13 protein-coding genes are annotated in these 14,479 nt (G+C 71.3%); 5 read left to right on the top strand and 8 right to left on the bottom strand.

What is annotated here, in order from left to right:
- Positions 1 to 6: 6 nt before the first annotated feature.
- Positions 7 to 1,374, bottom strand: a complete 1,368-nt coding sequence (locus tag KF941_RS10035) for a YcjX family protein (RefSeq protein ID WP_072460986.1) — start codon at positions 1,372 to 1,374, stop codon at positions 7 to 9.
- Positions 1,375 to 1,472: 98 nt separating this feature from the next.
- Between KF941_RS10035 and hrpB the strand changes: the two genes are divergently transcribed.
- Positions 1,473 to 3,884 (top strand): ATP-dependent helicase HrpB, encoded by a 2,412-nt coding sequence (gene hrpB, locus KF941_RS10030; protein WP_072460985.1) that lies wholly within the window; start codon positions 1,473 to 1,475, stop codon positions 3,882 to 3,884.
- 40 nt (positions 3,885 to 3,924) lie between these two features.
- Here the strand turns inward: hrpB and KF941_RS10025 are convergent, their stop codons facing one another.
- The 7 genes from KF941_RS10025 to def (KF941_RS09995) all read right to left on the bottom strand — a co-directional run bounded on the left by KF941_RS10025 (position 3,925) and on the right by def (KF941_RS09995) (position 10,735).
- Entirely contained in the window at positions 3,925 to 4,473 is a 549-nt protein-coding gene (locus tag KF941_RS10025) for a DUF308 domain-containing protein (protein ID WP_214273250.1), read from the bottom strand.
- Positions 4,474 to 4,667: 194 nt separating this feature from the next.
- Positions 4,668 to 5,561 (bottom strand): methionyl-tRNA formyltransferase, encoded by an 894-nt coding sequence (gene fmt, locus KF941_RS10020; protein WP_214273249.1) that lies wholly within the window; start codon positions 5,559 to 5,561, stop codon positions 4,668 to 4,670.
- 24 nt (positions 5,562 to 5,585) lie between these two features.
- A complete protein-coding gene (locus tag KF941_RS10015; RefSeq protein ID WP_214273248.1) occupies positions 5,586 to 6,464 on the bottom strand; it encodes a dienelactone hydrolase family protein in 879 nt (292 codons plus the stop codon).
- The gene (locus tag KF941_RS10010) at positions 6,449 to 8,086 is read right to left on the bottom strand and encodes an alpha/beta-hydrolase family protein (protein WP_072460982.1); all 1,638 of its coding nucleotides are present in this window, start codon (positions 8,084 to 8,086) and stop codon (positions 6,449 to 6,451) included. The genes KF941_RS10015 and KF941_RS10010 overlap by 16 nt, the downstream gene beginning before the upstream one ends.
- Before the next feature lie 851 nt (positions 8,087 to 8,937).
- Positions 8,938 to 9,438 (bottom strand): peptide deformylase, encoded by a 501-nt coding sequence (gene def, locus KF941_RS10005; protein ID WP_214273247.1) that lies wholly within the window; start codon positions 9,436 to 9,438, stop codon positions 8,938 to 8,940.
- A 225-nt stretch (positions 9,439 to 9,663) separates the two neighbouring features.
- Entirely contained in the window at positions 9,664 to 10,221 is a 558-nt protein-coding gene (locus KF941_RS10000) for a peptide deformylase (protein WP_214273246.1), read from the bottom strand.
- The gene (def, locus tag KF941_RS09995) at positions 10,214 to 10,735 is read right to left on the bottom strand and encodes a peptide deformylase (RefSeq protein WP_214273245.1); all 522 of its coding nucleotides are present in this window, start codon (positions 10,733 to 10,735) and stop codon (positions 10,214 to 10,216) included. The genes KF941_RS10000 and def (KF941_RS09995) overlap by 8 nt, the downstream gene beginning before the upstream one ends.
- A 91-nt stretch (positions 10,736 to 10,826) precedes the next feature.
- Between def (KF941_RS09995) and KF941_RS09990 the strand changes: the two genes are divergently transcribed.
- Genes KF941_RS09990 through KF941_RS09975 form a run of 4 tightly spaced genes read left to right on the top strand, consistent with a single transcriptional unit; the run spans position 10,827 to position 14,359 of the window.
- Positions 10,827 to 12,011, top strand: coding sequence for a MalY/PatB family protein (locus KF941_RS09990; protein WP_214273244.1), 1,185 nt, complete (start codon positions 10,827 to 10,829; stop codon positions 12,009 to 12,011).
- On the top strand, positions 12,008 to 12,658 hold the full coding sequence (locus KF941_RS09985; RefSeq protein ID WP_214273243.1) for a L,D-transpeptidase family protein: 651 nt from the start codon (positions 12,008 to 12,010) through the stop codon (positions 12,656 to 12,658). Before KF941_RS09990 ends, KF941_RS09985 begins: the two co-directional genes overlap by 4 nt.
- A 56-nt stretch (positions 12,659 to 12,714) precedes the next feature.
- Positions 12,715 to 14,091 carry an MATE family efflux transporter gene (locus KF941_RS09980; RefSeq protein ID WP_116222963.1) on the top strand — a complete coding sequence of 459 codons (1,377 nt, stop codon included), beginning with the start codon at positions 12,715 to 12,717 and terminating at the stop codon, positions 14,089 to 14,091.
- Positions 14,092 to 14,122: 31 nt separating this feature from the next.
- Positions 14,123 to 14,359 carry an Lrp/AsnC ligand binding domain-containing protein gene (locus KF941_RS09975; RefSeq protein ID WP_028713408.1) on the top strand — a complete coding sequence of 79 codons (237 nt, stop codon included), beginning with the start codon at positions 14,123 to 14,125 and terminating at the stop codon, positions 14,357 to 14,359.
- The last annotated feature ends 120 nt before the right edge of the window (positions 14,360 to 14,479 follow it).

Below are 14,479 nucleotides of genomic sequence, written 5' to 3'. Positions count from 1 at the left end.
GCCCTCCTATAGCCTGTCGCCGATCAGGAACTCGGCCGCGCGGTCCAGCCGGATATGCGGCGGCCCGTCGCCCGGCCGCAGCGTGCCCGGCGCCGGGGCGAAATCCATGATCGCATAGTCGCCGTCCAGCCAGCGCGCCGCGCCCTGGCTTGCCGGCACCAAGAGCTCGGCCGGATTGGCCGGCAGCTCGCCCGGATAGAAGGCCGCCTGCCGCCCGTCCATCAGCGTGCCGCGCACCGCGGGCAGTTCCTCGCCGTCCTGGCGGATCATCTCCTCGGTGGTGGTGCGCAGCGAGGCGACGGACATGGCCTCGGTCCGCGCGCCGGAGAAATCGGCGCGGTCGCGCGCCTCGCGCAGCATGGCGGCGGTGATCGCGGTCAGGCGCGGATGCTGAATGTGGTGCAAATGATCGGCCTTGGTGGCGGCGAACAGGATGCGCCCCACCCGGCGCGCGCCCAGAAGCTGCGCCAGCCACCCCGCCCGGCCGGGGCGAAAGGCGCCCAGGATGTCGGCCATGGCGCGGCGCATGTCCTCGACCGCCGGCGGCCCGGCATGGATCGCGCCCAGCACGTCCATCAGCACCACCTGCCGGTCGATGCGGGCGAAATGGTCGCGGAAGAAGGGCTTCACCACCCGCGCCTTGTAGGCGCCGAAGCGGCGCGCGAACTCGCGCCCCAGGGGCGTCGCCCGCATCTCATGCGGCAGCGGCGTGAAGGTCAGCGCCGGCGAGCCCTCCAGCTCCCCCGGCATCAGGAAGCGGCCGGGAGTGCAATCCGACCAGCCCGCGTCGCGCGCCCGGTGCAGGTGGCTCGTATAGGCCGCGGCCAGCGCCTGCGCGGCGGTCTCGTCGAAGCGCTCCGGATCGGTCGCGACCAGCGCGGCGCGGAAGGTCTCGGCGCCGGGGCGGCCGGCCATGCGGTCCAGCACCTCCTGCGACCATTGGTCGAAGTCCTTTTCCATCAGCCGCAGGTCCAGGAGCCACTCGCCCGGATAGTCGACGATGTCGAGATGCAGCACCTGCTGGCCGCGCCAGCCGGCGATCAGCCCGCGCGGCTGCACCCGCAGGGACAGGCGCAGCTGGCTGACATGGCGCGTGCCCTCGGGCCAATGCGGGTCGGGGCCGGTCATGGCGGCCAGGTGGCGCTCATAGTCGAATCGCGGCACGGTGTCGTCGGGCTGCGGCTGCAGCCACGCCGCCTTGAGCGAGCCGTCGGCCGCCGCCCGCAGCGCCGCCATCCGGCCGCGGTCCAGAAGGTTCGCCACCAGCGAGGTGATGAACACGGTCTTGCCCGCCCGCGACAGTCCCGTCACCCCAAGCCGCAGCACCGGGTCGGACATGCCCAGGCCCTGCATCAGATCGTCGGCGATACCCATTCCGTCCCTCGCTTTGGCCGGGTCAAGATAGGCAGGCCGGCGGCGGATGTGTAGGGGCAGGTCTTTTCGCCTGGGCGGCGCTTTGCCATAAGGCGCGAATGCAACTGCCCATCGACGCCGTATTGCCCGAACTGACCGCCGCGCTGGCCGCTCATGGCCGCGCGGTGCTGATGGCGCCGCCCGGCGCGGGCAAGACCACCCGCGTCCCCCTGGCGCTGCTGCCCGTCGTCACCGGCCGCATCCTCATGCTGGAGCCGCGCCGCCTGGCCGCCCGCGCCGCGGCCGAGCGCATGGCCGAGACGCTGGGCGAGCCCCTGGGCCGCACCGTCGGCTATCGCATCCGCGGCGAGGCGGTGCCGGGCAACCGCATCGAGGTCGTGACCGAGGGCATCCTGACCCGGATGATCCAGTCCGACCCCGAGCTTTCGGGCGTCGGCTGCGTGATCTTCGACGAATTCCACGAACGCAGCCTGAATGCCGACCTGGGCCTGGCCCTGGCCTGGGAAGCGCGGCAGGCGCTGCGCCCCGACCTGGCGCTGCTGGTCATGTCGGCGACGCTGGACGCCGAGCCGGTCGCGGCGCTGATGGACGGGGCGCCGGTCATCCGCTCCGAAGGCCGGGCCTTTCCGGTCGAGACGCGCTGGCTTTCCCGCCCGCTGCCCGCAGGCGCCCGGCTGGTGCCCGAGGCGGCGCGGCTGATCACGGATGCCGAGGCGGCGACGCGCGACATCGGCGGCACCATCCTGGCCTTCCTGCCCGGCGAGGGCGAGATCCGCCGGGTGCAGGCCATGCTGGATGTCCCGGCCGAGGTCTTGCCGCTTTACGGCGCCATGGATTTCAAGGCGCAGCGCGCGGCCTTGCAGCCCCAGGGCGGCGGGCGGCGGCGGATCGTGCTGGCGACCGCGATCGCGGAAACCTCGCTGACCATTCCCGACGTGAAGGTGGTGGTCGATGCCGGCCGGGCGCGGCGGGCGCGCTTCGATCCCGGATCGGGCATGTCGCGTCTGGTAACGGAACGCGTCAGCCGCGCCGAGGCAGAACAGCGCCGCGGCCGCGCCGGCCGGGTCGCGCCAGGCATCTGCTATCGGATGTGGGCGCGGGCCGAGGAGGGCGCGCTGCCCGCATTCGCCCCGCCCGAGATCGCCGTGGCCGACCTCGCCGGGCTGGCGCTGGAGCTGGCGATCTGGGGCTCGGACGGGCGCGACCTGGCCTTCCTGACCCCACCGCCCGAGGCCGCGCTTACCGAGGCGCGGGCGCTCTTGCGCGACCTCGGCGCCTTGGACGCGGGCAACCGCATCACCGACCATGGCCGGCGCCTGGCGCCGCTGCCGCTGCATCCGCGGCTGGGGCACATGCTGGTCACGGCGGGGCGCGACGCCGCCGACCTCGCCGCGCTGATGGCCGAGCGCGACCCGCTGACCGGCGCCCCCGCCGACCTGGCCCTGCGCCTGGCGGCGATCCGCGACCTGCGCGCCTATCAGGACCGCCACCCCTGGCCGGCCAACCCCAGCACGCTGCATCGCATCCGCGACGAGGCCAAGCGCCTGCGCCGCATGGCAGCCGAGGGCGCGGGCCTCTCGCCGGGCGCCATGGCGGCGCTGGCCTATCCCGACCGCATCGGGCTGCGCCGCAAGGGCGAGCAACCGCGCTACGTGCTGTCGGGCGGCAAGGGTGCCGCGCTGCCCGAGGGCGACGCGCTGGCGGCGCAGCGGCTGATCGTCGCCACCGACCTCGACGGCGATACGCGCGAGGCGCGCATCCGCATGGCCGCCGTCGTGACCGAGGACGAGATCCGCGCCCTCTTCCCCGGCCGCATCGAGACCGTCGCGCTGGTGGAATGGTCGCGGCGCGAGGGCCGCATCCTTGCCCGCCGCCAGGAACGCTTCGGCGCGCTGGTGCTGGCCGACCGGGCGCTGGACGACCCCGACCCGCAGGCGCTGGCCCGCGCCGCATTCGAGGGACTGCGGGCGAACGGGCTGAACTGGACGCCAGGCGCCGCGCGGCTGCGGGCGCGGATCGCGCTGATCCCGGAACTCGGCCCGGTCGATGACGAAAGCCTGCTCGCCGATCCCGACTGGCTGCTGCCTTACCTGGGCAAGGTGCGGACGCTTTCCGACCTGCGCGGGCTGGACCTGACCGAGGCGCTGAAGGCGCGCATCGGCTGGGACGGCCAGCGCCGGCTGGACCAGGCGGCGCCGGCGCATTTCGTCACGCCGCTCGGCCGCAAGGTGCCCATCGACTACGACCACGAAACCCCCTCGATCGAACTGAAGCTGCAAGAGCTGTTCGGCCTCGCGCGCCACCCGGTCGTCGGCAACCGGCCGCTGCGCATCACCATGCTCTCGCCCGGCGGCAAGCCCGTCGCGGTGACGACCGACCTGCCGGGCTTCTGGGCCGGCGGCTACGGCGATGTCAGGAAGGACATGCGCGGCCGCTACCCGCGCCACCCCTGGCCGGAAGACCCGCTGGAGGCCGACCCGACCACTCGCGCCAAGCCGCGCGGAACCTGATCATTTCTCTGTTCCCCAAATACCCCTGCGGCCGGGCAAGCTAGACCGCCTTCAGCCCCTTGAGCCGCAAGGCCAGCACGATCATCGCCCCGCCGATCAGCAGCGCGAACAGGCCGATCAGCCAGGCGATGCCCAGAAGTCCCGCCGCCGGCACCAGCGCCAGCAGCACGCCCCAGACCACCAGCAAGAGCCCGCTGAGCCCCAGCGCCCATTCGCCATCGATCTCGTGCCGCAGCCGGATCGCGGCGATGATGCGAAAGATGCCGGCGACCACGCCCCAGGCGGCCATCCAGATGATGAAGGCCAGCGCCGTCGCCTCGGGCCAGAACAGCGCCATCAGGCCGATGGCGACGGACAGCGCGCCGTCCAGCGCCCAGGCCCACCAGCGGTCGTCCGCGGGCCTGCGCCGGAAGGCCATGACGATCGCCATCACCCCGTCGAAGATCGCATAGGCGCCAAAGACCAGCAGCAGGGCATAGACGGTCAGCCCCGGCCAGATCAGCGCCATCAGGCCGAACAGGATCGCCGCGATGCCGCGCAAGAGCGGCACCCACCAATGATCGGCCATCACCCGGATCAGGTTTTCCATGATAGTCGTCCCCTTTCAGACCCTTCTCAGGATCGCCGGATCGAAAGCCTCGGACCCGGTCTGACGGGGAAAGGTTAACATGGGGTTGCCCGAAACGGCCTGCGCGCGTTTCAGCAACCGAAAGTTGTGGCGAATTTGCTACAATGCCATCAGCGAGAGGCCACCAGCGAGGGGCCTTCAGTAAGGCGGGGCCTTCAGCCGAGACATGGGGGCAGGCTCATGCCGCGCAGGATCTCGGCCGCGGGCATCGGGCGCTTGCCCTCGCGCTGCGCCTCCAGCACCTCGACCGCGCCCTCGCCGCAGGCGATGGTGAAGCCCGACAGCACCTGGCCCGGCACGCCAGACCCGGCGGCAAGGCGCGAGCGCAGCAGCTTCACCCGCTCGTCGCCGACCAGGCACCAGGCGCCGGGAAAGGGCGACAGGCCGCGGATCTGCCGGTCCACGGCTGCGGCCGGCTGGCTCCAGTCGATCCGCGCCTCGGCCTTGTCGATCTTTTGCGCATAGGTCACGCCCTCGGCCGGCTGCGGCCGGGCGGGCAGGGGCAGGCGGTCCAGCGTCCGGGCGATCAGCGCCGCGCCCATCTCGGCCAGTCGGTCGTGCAGGTCGGCGGTGGTGTCCTCGGGGCCGATGGCGGTGCGCGCCTCGGCCAGGACCGGGCCGGTATCCAGCCCCGCCTCCATCTGCATGATGGCGACGCCGGTCTCGGCATCGCCGGCCATGATGGCGCGATGGATCGGTGCCGCCCCGCGCCAGCGCGGCAGAAGCGAGGCGTGGATGTTCAGGCAGCCCAGGCGCGGCGCCGCCAGCACCGGCGGCGGCAGGATCAGCCCATAGGCCACCACCACCGCCACATCGGCGGCCAGGGCGGCGAAATCCGCCTGCTCCTGCGGCGATTTCAGCCGCTCGGGCGTGCGCACGGGCAGGCCCAGCTCCTCGGCGGCGCGATGCACGGGCGAGGGGCGCGGCTTCTGCCCGCGCCCGGCCGCGCGCGGCGGCTGGGAATAGACCGCGACGACCTGGTGCCGCGCGGCGACGGCCCGCAGCGCCGGGACCGAGAAATCGGGTGTGCCCATGAAGATGACGCGCATCGCTGCCCTCCTTGTGTCGGGGTCTCATATCCCGGTCGCGGGCGCGGCAAAACCCTGCATGAAGGCGCGAATGTCGCGGGTGGCCCGCGCCCGCGCCTGCGCGTCGAACTCCAGCGGCGACAGCGACGAGCGTTCGCGCTGGTCGAAGCCGTGGTTGACGGCGGGATAGGTGGTGACGGCCAGATGCGCGCCCTGGGCGACCAGATCTTCGGCCATCCGGCGGCAATCGGCGGAATCGGTGATCGAATCCAGTTCGGCCAGCAGCATCAGCCCCCGCACATGGCCGGGCCAGGGCCCCTTGGCCGCGCCGTTCAGCAAGCCGCAATAGGGATACAGCAGCACGACCGGGCCAAGCTGCGCGGCAAGGCTGCCGGGCGGCGCGGGCCAGGCGGTCAGGCCGGGCGGCGGCTCGCCTTCGCCCAGCGCGCGCAGCAGCTCCATCGCCGTCCAGCCGCCATGCGAGGCACCAAGCAGCGCCACGTCCGAGCCGTCGATGCCCGGCATCTCGCGCAGCGCCGCCAGCGCCACGGCCAGGTCTCCGGCGCGCTCGGCCCCCGGCAGGACTTGCCCGGCACAAAGCGCGCGCCAGGCCTGCGCCTTGTCCAGAAGCCGCGGCGCGTGGCTGTCCAGGATCAGCGCCGCCCGGCCCATGGCCAGGAACTGCCGCGCCCAATAGTCCATGTTGTCATGCACCCCGTCGCAGCCCGACAGCAGCACCGCGGCGGGATGCGGGCCGGGGCCATCCGGCCGCAGGATGCGCCAATGCGGCTTCAGCCGGGCCAACCGCTCGGCCGGGGTCTCGGTCGCGGGCTGCCAGCCGGCATAGTTGCGCGCCGTGTTCAGCCCCAGCGCCAGGGCCACTAGCGCCGGCAGCGCCAGCGCCAGGATCAGCCGTTTGCGCATCCGAGCCTGCCCTCCTGGCCGCAGATCGCCTTGAGCCTTTCGCTGTCGGCGGCCGTCCAGCCCTCGGGTGCGGTGACGGCGACCCAGCCGTCGATATAGTCGCGGGCGTGATAGCTGTGGCCGAAGCCCGGCGGCGCCGAGGTCGAGACCAGCATGTCCACCGCCAGCTGCAGCTGCGTCACCACCGGGGTAAAGCGCAGCCGTGGCGAGACGTCGGGCGCCGGCGCCTCGTGCATCCATTCCGGCGCCCGCCACAGCGAGGCGGGGTCGTAGAACACGATCGGGTCGCTGGCATATTGCAGGAACAGGATGCGCAGCCGCCCCCAGGGCCGGCCCGAGCGGTCGGGCGGCGCATATTGGCTGGCATAGCGGATCACCTCGCCCTCATCCAGCTCGGGCAGGACGAAGCGGCTGCCGGGCTGGCGCGCGCCATTGGCCTGCCGCCACAGGGTCGAGGTGAAGGGCGGGCCCACCCAGAAGGCGCCGGCCACCGGCTCGTTCATCATCTGGAACGGGTTGAAGGCATACATCGACGACCAGGCGCCCAGCGAGATGCCGTGCAGATACAGGCGCGGCCGGCGGTCCGGGGGCAGGTGGCGCCAATGCTCATAGACCGCGCGCATCAGCGCCGTGGTCTGGTCGAGGCCGGATTCGGTCTCGAAGATCAGGGCCAGCGGGCTTTGCAGATAGGAATATTGCACCGCCACCGTCGCCACGTCGCCGCCATGCATGTATTCCAGCGCGTCGTAGCTGGCCGGGTCCATCCAGCCGGTGCCGGTAGGGCTGGCCAGCACCAGCACCTTGCGGTCGAAGGCGCCCACGCGCAGCATCTCGTCCAGCGCCGCCTGGGCGCGGGCCTGGGGATCCTTGTCCTGGGCCAGGCCGACATAGATGCGCAGCGGCTCCTTGGCCGGGCGGCCGGTAAAGCCCGAGATGGCGCGGGCGCGCGGGCCGCCCAGCACGAAGTCGCGCCCCGGCTTGCCCATCAGCTCCCAGTCGATGCCGGAGGCGGCCGAGCCGGGCTGCCAGGGCTCGGCGGGCGGCGGCACGCTGGGGTCGGTCAGGTGCTGGGCCGCGGCATAGGAGCTGTCGGCGATGCGCATCGCCCCGTTCACCACCCCGTCGCGGGTCAGCGTCACCACGATCAGCACCGCCAGCAGCAGGCCCAGCACATTGGCGCTGCGCACCGGGATATAGCGCGCCAGCCGCAGCCGCAGCAGGTCGAACAGCGCCTGGATCGCCTTGCCGGTCACGAAAAGCACCAGAAAGACCGCCAGCGCCAGGGCCAGCATCTTGGCGGTGTTGTTGACCTCCAGATCCGGCATGCCCATGCGGGCGCGGATGCTGTTCTGCCATGCGCCCGACAGGATCACCCCGCGCCCCAGCAGCACCAGCACCGGCACCGCCAGGACGGCATGGGCGATGCGCGCCGGCCGGCCCCGCAGCACCGGCAGCTCCAGCGCGCGCCACAGCGCCAGCAGGAACTGGGTCATGACATAGCCCGCCGCCATCGAGACCCCGGCCAGCACCCCCTGCATCAGCCAGTCCCGCGGGATCAGCGAGGGCGTGAGCGAGGCGGCCATGAACAGCAGGCCGGCAAGAAGGGGCAGCACGGAAAACATCTCTGGCCTGGCGTCCCTGGGGCTGGGCCCGCGGCGGCGGCGGGCGGGTTTCGGCGGCAACGGCCGCGGGAAGGGGCCGGGCTCTGCCGGACGGCCCGCCCCGCCCCTCCGTTCCGGGCCAAGGTTAAGGGCGGGCCGCGGCAAAGAAAAGCGCTTCCCTTCGCCAGCGGGTTCCCGTTTCCGGCTGGCGCTACGGGGCGCCGGCACCCGCACGCCTGCCGCACGGGCACAGGGCACCGTCGCCGTCCAACGGCGACGGCCGCGACCCAGGGAAGCGTCGCCTGGCTATTTGGAAAACGGAAAGAAGGCGGCCGCGCGAACCATGGCGCGGGCCTGTGTTTCTTCGTTCCACAAATACTCGTCCGGCCGCGCACTATTCCCGAGCGTTGAAAAGGATGCGCAAGGGCCCAGCCCGCCCCAGCGCCGCCCGAACACGCGCGGGGCCCTGTAATGGGTGGGAGGCTGTCGCCGCTTGCAACACGACCGACAAGCGCGGCCGTGCCGATCTTCGCCTGCTGGATCGGCGTCGCGGCGGGACCGCCCCGCCTTCGACTTGCCAGGACCAATCACCAGTCAGTCGTCTCAGGCAGAATGAAATATGGGGTCAGAGAGGGGGTTCCTCCAGGACAGGGATCAGCCTCAGGGTCGAGCCCGATACGACCGAAGCCCAGAACCGCCTTCACCAGCTGGCGAAGCCCATGGATCAGCGCCGACCGTTCTTCGCCACCCGGAGCCGTCACCTGCGGGGGCCTGCGAGGCGCCTTCACCGTTTCCCAATATTCATGCGGCCTTGCAGGCATTCCCACGCCCGAAGCGGGGCGCAGCGGGGTGCAGCCCGCCCCACGCCTTCGTCATCGCCGCGACAGCTTGGCCGATTTCGCCACCAGCATCTTGCGGCGCAGGGGCGAGAGGTGATCGACATAGAGCCGCCCGTCCAGGTGGTCGATCTGGTGCTGCACCGAGGTCGCCCAGAGGCCGACGAAATCCCGTTCCTCGATCTCGCCCTGGGCGTTCAGGAAGCGCACGGTGACGGCGCGCGGCCGCTCGATCCGGGCCGAGACGCCGGGCAGGTTCGGGCTGGCCTCCTCATGCGGGCGCAGCTGCACGCTGGCGTGCAGCACTTCGGGATTGGCCATGCGCACCGCCTGGCCGCGCTTTTCGGATGCGTCCACCACCGCCAGCCGCTGCATGATGCCGATCTGCGGCGCGGCCAGGCCGACGCCGGGCATCGCCTCCATCGTGTCGATCATGTCGTCCCAGATCATCCGCACGGTCTCGGTGATCGCGGGGACCGGCTGGGCCGGGATGTGCAGCCGGCGGTCGGCATAGGGCAGGAAGGGGCGGACGGTCATCGGGCGGCCTTGTCAGGAATGCCCGCCCGGCTATCACGGCGGCGGGCGAAGGTAAATCCGGCCGAAAGCCGCCCGTGCCGGGCATGGGCCGGCCGTCAGGTTCGTGCCGTCGCGCATGGGCAAGCGCCAGCGGCCGGCCAGGCCCGGCGGGAAGGCACGGGATTTCGGAGAGCATGAACAGCGCCGCCCGGCGGTCTGCCCCGGCCTGGCGCCCGACGGGATGGCTCAGCGCCCGCCGGAATCCTCGGGGCCTTCCAGCGCATCGAGGATCAGCCGGCCGTCCAGGTGGTCGGCCTCGTGCTGGGCGATGCGGGCCTCGATCCCGGCCAGGGTCAGGACTTGCATCGCCCCCGTCAGGTCGAAGCAGCGCATCGAGATCGTGACCGGCCGCGTCACCGCGACCGGCCGGCCGGGGATCGAAAGGCAGGCTTCCTCGATCGTCTCGACCTCGCCGCCCAGGGCCAGGATCTCGGGGTCCATGACCACGCGGGGCAGGGGAGCGCCCTCCTTCCAGCCGTGGTCCATGACGAAGATGCGCCAGCCCTCGCCGATCTGCGGCGCGGCAAGGCCGCGGCCGCCGGCGTGATACATGGTCGCCAGCAGGTCGGCCGCCAACTGCGAGACTTCGTCCCAGCCCAGCCGCCCGACCGGCGCGCAGATGCGGCGCAGCGCCGGGTCGGGGTGGATCAGGATCGGGCGGATGCGCCCCTGCGCGGCAAGCCGGGCCGGATCGGGGCCCTGGGACGCCTGCGCGGCATCCTCGCCCGACAGGGGCTCAGGCACGCGCGCGCTCGCGTTTCAGCTTGACCATCTTGCGGGTGATCATCTGCCGCTTGATCGGGCCGAGATAGTCGATGAACAGCTTGCCGTCGAGGTGGTCGATCTCGTGCTGGGCGCAGGTGGCCCAGAGCCCCTCGAAATCGCGCTCATGCGTCTTGCCGTCCAGGCCCAGCCAGCGCACCTTGACCTCGGCCGGGCGGGTCACGTCGGCATATTGCTCGGGGATCGACAGGCAGCCCTCCTCATAGGTGTTCAGCGTCTCGGAACGCCAGGTGATCTCGGGGTTGACCATGACGATGGGGTTGCGCGGCGCCTCGGGATCCTTTTCGCAATCCATGACGTAAAGCCGCGACAGCACGCCCACCTGCGGCGCGGCCAGGCCCACGCCCGGCGCGTCGTACATGGTGGCCAGCATGTCTGCGGCCAGGGTCTCGATCTCGGGGGTGATGCGGGCCACGGGCTCGCAGGGCTTCTTCAGCCGCGGATCGGGATGGAGGATGATGCTGCGCAATGTCATGCCCGTGATCTAGGGCAAGCCTTGGCCTTGCGCAACAAGCCGCTATGCTGCCCCGAACAGAAAGCGCCCGAACGGAAAACAAGGGGAAACCATGGCCCAGCCCGACTTCGACGAGATCATCGACCGCACCGGCACCCATTGCTCGAAATGGGACGACATGCAGGCGATCTACGGCGTCTCGCCCGGCGACGGGATCGCGATGTGGGTCGCGGACATGGACTTCCGCCCGCCGGTCCCGGTGCAGCGCGCGGTCGAGGCGATGGCCGCGCATGGGGTCTATGGCTATCCCGGCGCCAACCCGGACTATGTCGGGGCGATCCGCTGGTGGATGGACAGCCGCCACGGCTGGCAGGTCGAGCCGGAATGGATCCTCTCGGCGCATGGGCTGGTGAACGGCACGGCGATCTGCGTCGATGCCTTCACCCAGCCGGGCGACCGGGTGATCGTCATGACCCCGGTCTATCACGCCTTCGCCCGCGTCATCCGCGCCTCGGGCCGCGAGGTGGCCGAGTTCCCGCTGGCCATCCAGGACGGCCAGTATCGCATGGACTGGGAGGGCTGGCAGCGCCTGCTGACCGGGCGCGAGCGGATGCTGATCCTGTGTTCGCCGCATAACCCCGGCGGAAGGATCTGGAGCGCCGAGGAACTGCGCCAGGTCGCCGATTTCTGCGCCGCCCATGACCTGATCCTGGTCTCGGACGAAATCCACCACGACCTGGTCATGCCCGGCAGCCCGCGCCATCGCGTGCTGGCGACCGTCGTGCCCGAGGCCGCGCCGCGGCTGGTGACGCTGACCGCCGCCACCAAGACCTTCAACATCGCCGGCGCCCATATCGGCAACCTGATCGTCGCCGACGAGGGGCTGCGCAAGCGCCTGCAGGGCCGGCTGATGGCGCTGGGCATCTCGCCCGGCCTGTTCGGGCCGGGCATGGTCGCCGCCGCCTATTCGCCCGAGGGCGCGGCCTGGGTCGATGCGCTGGTGGCCTATCTGGACGGCAACCGGCGGCTGTTCGACGAGGGCGTGAACGCGATCCCCGGCATCCGCTCGATGCCCTTGCAGGCGACCTACCTGGCCTGGGTCGATTTCTCGGGCACCGGCATGGAGCGGGCCGAGTTCACCCGGCGGGTCGAGCAGGGCGCGCGTATCGCTGCCAACCACGGCGGCACCTTCGGCACGGGAGGCGAGGACTTCCTGCGCTTCAACATCGCCACGCCCCGCGCCCGCGTGGCCGAGGCGGTGGCGCGGCTGCAAGAGGCGTTTCGCGACCTGCAATGAGGCGGCTGGGCGGGATCTTCTCGGCGCTGTGCCTGGCGGCGGTCCTTGGGGGGCTGTGGCTGCTTTGGGCGCCGCAGCCCGCGCCCGTCCCGGTGCCGCAGCCGCCGGCGGCGGGCTGGCACTGGCCGGGACTGCCCGATCTGCGCCTGCCCGAGTTCCGGCTGCCGCGCATCACGCTGCCGCCGATCTTCCAACGCCCGCCCCTGCGGCCCGAGGCGCCCATCGCCTCGCCGGTCGAGCGCATCCTGGTCGAGAAATCCGCCCGCCGCATGACGGTGTATCAGGAAAGCGGGCCGCCCCGGACCTTTCGCATCGCGCTGGGCTTTTCACCCCAGGGCGACAAGAGCCGCGAGGGCGACGGCCGCACGCCCGAGGGCATCTTTCGCATCGACCGGCTGAACCGGCAAAGCGCCTATCACCTGTCGCTGGGCATCGACTATCCGCAGCCCCGCCACCGCGAGGCGGCGCGCGCCCTGGGCGTCAGCCCCGGCGGCGACATCATGATCCACGGCCAGCCGAACCAGGTGCCCGAGGGCTTTCGGGTCAAGGGCGACTGGACCGCCGGCTGCATCGCCGTCGACAATGCCGAGATCGCCGAGATCTTCGCCCATGCCCGCATCGGCACCGAGGTCGAGATCCGGCCCTGAGACGCGACCCGGCGCGACGCCTTGCCGCAGCCCTTGCCCAAGGATAAGGCAGGGGCATGACGTCCAATCGCTACGCCCCCCATCTGCGCGCGACGCTCGCGCTCGGCCTGCCGCTGGTCGGCAGCCACCTGGCCCGCATGGCCATCCATGTCGCCGATACCGTCATGGTCGGCTGGTATGGGGTCGAGGAACTGGCGGCGCTGGTCATCGCGGTGTCCTTCTTCAACATCCTGTTCTTCCTGGGCATGGGCTTCGGCATCGGCGTCATGGGGCTGATCGCCACCGCCATCGCGCGGGGCGACGAGGTCGAGGTGCGCCGCTCGGCCCGGATGGCGCTGTGGCTGTCTTTGGCCTTCGCCGTGGCGGTGGTCCCGGCCATGTGGCATTCCGAGCCGATCCTGCTGGCCATCGGGCAGGAGCCGGTGGTGGCGCGGCTGGCGCAGGACTACCTGCGCATCGCCGGCTTCGGCCTGATCGCCGTGCTGTGCCAGCTGACGCTGAACAGCTACCTGGCGGCGATGGAGCGGCCACAGGTGGTGCTGTGGATCACGCTGGCGGGGCTGCCGCTGGTGATCGTGCTGAACTGGCTGCTGATCTTCGGCAATCTGGGCGCGCCGGAACTGGGGGTGCGCGGCGCCGCCATCGCCGCCATCGCGGTGCAGTTTTCGCAGCTTCTGGCGATCGCCGCCTATGCGGCCTGGCTGCCTGCCGCGCGCAAATACCAGCTGTTCCGGCGGTTCTGGCGCCCCGACTGGGCGGGGATGCGGGCGGTCTTCGTGCTGGGCCTGCCGATCGGGCTGACCATGGTGGCCGAGGGCGGGCTTTTCGTCGGCTCGAACGTGATGATGGGCTGGATCGGCACGCGCGAGCTGGCGGCGCACGGGATCGCGCTGCAGCTCGCCTCGCTGACCTTCATGCTGCACCTGGGCATGTCGAACGCGGCCACCGTGCGCATCGGCCAGGCCAAGGGCCGCGGCGACGCCCGCTGGATGCGCGACGCGGGGGTGACGGTGACGGCGGTCTCGGTGGTGATCGCCGCGCTGGCGGTGGCGGCTTTCGAGCTGTTCCCGCGCCAGCTGGTCGGGCTTTACCTGGACGCCTCCCACCCCGAGACCCCGGCCATCGTCGAGATCGCGGCGGGGCTGCTGTTCTATGCCGGGCTGTTCCAGCTGATGGATGCGATGCAGGTGATCGGGCTGGGGCTGCTGCGCGGGGTGCAGGACACGCGCGTGCCCATGGTGATCGCGGCGGTCAGCTATTGGCTGGTCGGCATCCCGGTGGCCTACGGGCTGGCCTTCGTCGCCGGGATCGGCCCGGCCGGCCTGTGGCTGGGGCTGGTCGCGGGCCTCAGCCTGGCCGCGGTGCTGCTGATGCGCCGCTTCTGGCGCGGGCTTGCGCGCGGGGACTGGACCCGCGAGGCGCGCGCGGTCTAGTCTGGCGCCGCAAGAGATCGAGAGGTTCGCCATGCGCCCGGTTTTCGTCCAGTTCCGTTGTTCGCCCGGCAAGACCTACGAGGTCGCCGACGCGATCTATGACCGCGAGATCGTCAGTGAGCTTTACTCGACCTCGGGCGATTACGACCTTCTGGCCAAGATCTATGTGCCCGAGGACCAGGATGTCGGGCATTACCTGTCCGAAAAGCTGTTCGACATCCCGCATATCGTGCGGACGCTGACGACGATCACCTTCAAGGCGTTCTAGCGAGTCTTGGCGTCGCCGCGCCTGCGGCACCATGGGGCTTCGCCCCGCTCGTCGCTGAAAAAGGTCCGGTGGGGGCTGTTGAAGAAGTCCGATGTCTCTGATTCACTTGGCTGAACAGAG

Source organism: Paracoccus sp. pheM1 (genome assembly GCF_018499825.1).
Classification (GTDB): domain Bacteria; phylum Pseudomonadota; class Alphaproteobacteria; order Rhodobacterales; family Rhodobacteraceae; genus Paracoccus; species Paracoccus versutus.
The sequence above is the reverse complement of the archived record's forward strand: the minus strand, read 5'-3'. Positions and strand labels throughout refer to the sequence as shown.